General features: G+C 63.3%; 3 protein-coding genes and 1 pseudogene. All 4 read right to left on the bottom strand.

The features are described from left to right. The coding region (locus tag EN781_RS27240) for an alpha-amylase family glycosyl hydrolase (protein ID WP_127400509.1) at window positions 1-1,400 on the bottom strand (1,400 nt) is incomplete at its 3' end. A 4-nt stretch (window positions 1,401-1,404) separates the two neighbouring features. Further along, window positions 1,405-2,559, bottom strand: a complete 1,155-nt coding sequence (locus tag EN781_RS27245; protein WP_126056950.1) for a carbohydrate ABC transporter permease — start codon at window positions 2,557-2,559, stop codon at window positions 1,405-1,407. 1 nt (window position 2,560) lies between these two features. Continuing rightward, window positions 2,561-3,574 (bottom strand): sugar ABC transporter permease, encoded by a 1,014-nt coding sequence (locus EN781_RS27250; protein ID WP_126056951.1) that lies wholly within the window; start codon window positions 3,572-3,574, stop codon window positions 2,561-2,563. Window positions 3,575-3,865: 291 nt separating this feature from the next. Then, a pseudogene (locus tag EN781_RS27255) lies at window positions 3,866-4,342 on the bottom strand (alpha-glucoside ABC transporter substrate-binding protein); the annotation flags it as partial.

Here is a 4,342-nt window from a genome sequence, read left to right on the forward strand (position 1 = left end):
CGCCGGTAGTGCTCGAGCAGCGAGCTTGGGTCGCCCTGCTGCACGCTCACAGCCTGCGAAAGATGCTTGCCGGGCACCGGCAGCCAGGGCTTGGCCGCCGAGAAGCCGCCATTCTTGGCGGCGGCATCCCACACCATCGGCGTGCGGCAGCCATCGCGGCCCTTGAATTCGGGCCAGAAGCGGATGCCGTAGGGATCCTGCAGGTCCTCGAACATGAGTTCCGCCTCGCCGAGGCCGAGTTCCTCGCCCTGATAGAGGCAGACCGAGCCGCGCAGCGACATCAGCAGCGCCGAGATAACCTTGAGATAGGCGGTCGGATCGGCCTCGCTGGCGGCCCAGCGCGAGGCCGGCCGCATCACGTCGTGATTTGAGAAAGCCCAGCACGACCAGCCGTCGCTGGCGACCTTGCCGAAGGCCTCCAGCACCGCGCGCACCTTGGCGGCGCTGATCTTCTCGGGTGCGAGGAAGTCGAAGGAATAGCACATGTGGACGCGCTTGCCGCCGGCGGTGTAGGCGGCCACCACTTCCAGGCCGCGCTGCGAATCGCCGACTTCGCCGACCGCTGCCTGCGCCGGATATTCGTCGAGCAGGGCGCGGAAGCGTTCGAGGAAGCCGAGGTTCTCCGGCCGGCTCTTGTCGTAGATATGGTCCTGGTAGTTGTAGGGGTTGACGGCCGGAGCCGTCTGGTCGTTGCGCTCCTCGGGCGGCAGCGGCGGATTGTTCTCCAGCCCCTGGCTGTGGAAATAGAAATTGATGGTGTCGAGGCGGAAGCCGTCGACACCGCGCTCCAGCCAGAAACGGGTGACGTCGAGCAGCGCGTCCTGGACCTCCGCGTTGTGGAAGTTGAGGTCGGGCTGCTCGGCGAGGAAATTGTGCAGGTAGTATTGCTGGCGGCTGGTGTCCCATTGCCAGGCCGAGCCGCCGAAGATCGACAGCCAGTTATTGGGCGGCGTGCCGTCCGGCCTGGCGTCGGCCCACACATACCAGTCGGCCTTCGGATTGCTGCGGCTCGAACGGCTTTCCTTGAACCAGGGATGGATGTCGGCGGTATGTGACAGCACCTCGTCGATCATCACCTTGAGGCCAAGCCGATGCGCCTCCGCCACCAGCGTATCGAAATCGGCGAGCGTGCCGAACATCGGGTCGACGTCGCAATAGTCCGATACGTCGTAACCGAAGTCCTTCATCGGCGACTTGAAGAAGGGCGATATCCAGATGGCATCGACGCCGAGCGAGGCGATGTAGGGCAAGCGCCGGACAATGCCCTTCAGGTCACCGATGCCGTCGCCATTTGAGTCCTGGTAGCTGCGCGGATAGATCTGGTAGATCACCGCGCCCCGCCACCAGTCGCGATCGACGGCGGGGTCGGGCCTCGACGTCGCCTTCAAAGCCGATTGCATTGTCTCAACCTCCTTTCACCGAGCCGGCAAGCAGCCCGCGTACGAAATAGCGCTGCAGCGAGAAGAACACGATCAGCGGCACGATGATGGTCACGAATGCCGATGTCGTGAGGATCTCCCAGTCACCGCCGCGCGAGCCGAGCAGCGCGTTCAGCTTGGCGGTCAGCACGATCTGGTCGGCCTCTGTACCGAGGAAAACCATCGCCACCAAGAGATCGTTCCACACCCACAGGAACTGGAAGATGGCGAAGGAGGCGAGCACGGGGAACGACAGCGGCAGCACGATCTTGACGAAGATCTCGAAATCGCTGGCGCCGTCGATGCGCGCCGATTCCATGATCTCGCGCGGCAGCCCGGCAATGTAGCTCCTGAGCAGATAGATGGCGAAGGGCAGGCCGAAGCCGGTATGCGCCAGCCAGATGCCAAGATAGGTCTTGGACGGCACGCCGAAGAACGAGCCGACGCCGTTGTAGAGCTTGAGCAGCGGTATCAACGACATCTGCAGCGGCACGACGAGCAGGCCGATGATGACCGCGATCAAAAGCGCTCGGCCGGGAAAGCGCATCCAGGCCAGCGCGTAGGCCGCGAAGGCCGCGATCAGGATCGGGATGACGGTGGCCGGAATGGTCACCGTCAGCGAGTTCATGAAGGAGCGGCCGATGCCTTCCGAGAACAGCACCGTCTTGTAGTTGTCCGTGGTGAACTTCGGCGGCGCCGACGACGCGAAATAGACGCGCTGGCCGCGGTCGCCCTCGAAGGCCTTGGGCGAGGCAAGCACGAAGCTGCCGTCGGCATTGACCTGCAGGGTCACGCCGTCGCCGAGATCGGCGGTCGAGCCGGCCGGATATTGCGTCGGCGCGGCCGACTTGACGCCGAAGGCGCTGATATCGCGCTTGGCGCCGTCGCCGAAGATGTTGCCCTCGATGACGAACTTGCCGTCCTTCTCGACCTGCGCCGAGGCGGCGGGCAGCCGCCCGGCTTCGGTCTGGCTGGAGCTGGCGAACGAGTTCCACCAGCCGGAAGCGATGATCTGGTCCTTGTCGCGCAGCGAGGAGACGAGGATGCCTAGCGTCGGCACGGTCCAGATGGCGACGAAGATCAGCACCGCGATGTGGACGCCGAAACGGCTGGCAAAGGACTTTCCGGTCGATGCGGCCATTTCAGTGTCCTCCCGTCTCTTTGTTGGCCTGGCGGATGTTCCAGACCATGATCGGGATGACCGCGATCATGATTATGATGGCTATCGTTGCGCCGCGGCCGAAATCGCCGCCACCGCGGAACATCCAGTCGAACATCAGATTGGCCAGCACCTGGCTGTTCCATTGACCGTTGGTCATGGTCAGCACGATGTCGAAGACCTTCAGCACCAGGATGGTGATAGTGGTCCAGACCACGGCGATGGTGCCCCATATCTGCGGCACCATGATCTTCCAGAAGATCTGGAACGGGTTGGCGCCGTCGATCACCGCGGCCTCGATCGTCTCCTCGGGAATGCCGCGCAGCGCCGACGACAGGATCACCATGGCAAAGCCGGTCTGGATCCAGATCAGGATGACCATCAGGAAGAAATTGTTCCAGAACGGCAGCGATATCCAGACCTGCGGCTGCCCGCCGAAAAACTGGATGATGGCGTTGAGCAGGCCGATCTGGACCTGGCCTTCGCCGCGATACTCATAAATGAATTTCCAGATCACGCTGGCGCCGACGAAGGAAATCGCCAGCGGCAGGAAGATCAGGCTCTTGGCGATGGTGCCCCACCAGATTTTGTCGGTCAGCACGGCGATGATCAGACCGAGGAAAGTGCAGGCCGCCGGCACTACGGCCAGCCAGACGATGTTGTTGAGGATCGAGTTGCGGAACTCGCGGTCGCCGAACGCCCATTCGTAGTTGGCGAGGCCGACGAAGCTCGCGCCGCCGCGATCGAGGAACGACAGTCTGAGCGTCTCGACGACGGGGTAGATCAGATAGATGGTCAGGATGATCATCGCTGGACCGACGAACAGCCAGGGACGGATCAACCCCTGCCGGCGCAGGTTGTCGACGGCGGCAGTGCCGCTGACGCCGCGCGAGGGAAAGATGGTGTCGAGCGCCTTGTTGGCGCCCCAGAAATAGGCGACGCAGCCGCCGACTCCGACGATGATGACGAATATGGCCGAGAAAATCTGAGCCGCCATGGGTCCCTCTCCCCTGCGCAAGATCCGCCAGGACTGAAATGATCGTGGCGATCGTGCGCTGTTCTCGTTGTTGGGGCGCGAACGGGACATGAAAGCGGAATATCCGCCCTCCCCGGCGCGCCGCATGCCGGAATGTCTACGCTTTCACGACAGGGCTTTCACGACTGGTACCTGGTTCACCCCGATCCGACCGGGATGAGATACTGTGATGGGCCAGCTGGATCCGGGCGCGAAAGGCCCGGATCCGCTTGGGAGGAGGAAGCAAGAGCTTCCGGCTAGGCGAACGACCGGCTACTTGATCGCGTCCCAGCTCTTCTGGATGTCGGTGGCGACATCCTGGGCGGACTTGCCGCCGACGAGGTCGATCATGCCGGTCCAGAAGGAGCCGGCGCCGATCTTGCCCGGCATCAGATCGGAACCGTCGAAGCGGAAGGTCGAGGCGTTGGCGAGGATCTCGCCCTGCTTCTTCAGCGCGTCGCTGGCATAGGCGTCCTTGTTGACCCCCTTGAACGGCGTCACGAAACCGCCCTGGGCCATCCAGATCTCGTGCGCCAGCGGCATCTTCAGGAATTCGATGAAGGCGCGAGCCGCCTTCGAATCCTTGGTGATCATGGCCAGCGTGCCGGCGCCGAGCACCGGGGTGCCGAGCTCGGGCTTCGAGGCATAGGGCGGGAAGTAGAAGAAGTCGGCATCCTGGCCGAGCTTCGTGCCCTCGGGGAAGAAGGTCGGGATGAACGAGGCCTGATGGTGCAGGTAGCACTTCGGCGG

This window comes from Mesorhizobium sp. M4A.F.Ca.ET.090.04.2.1 (genome assembly GCF_003999085.1).
Lineage (GTDB): Bacteria > Pseudomonadota > Alphaproteobacteria > Rhizobiales > Rhizobiaceae > Mesorhizobium.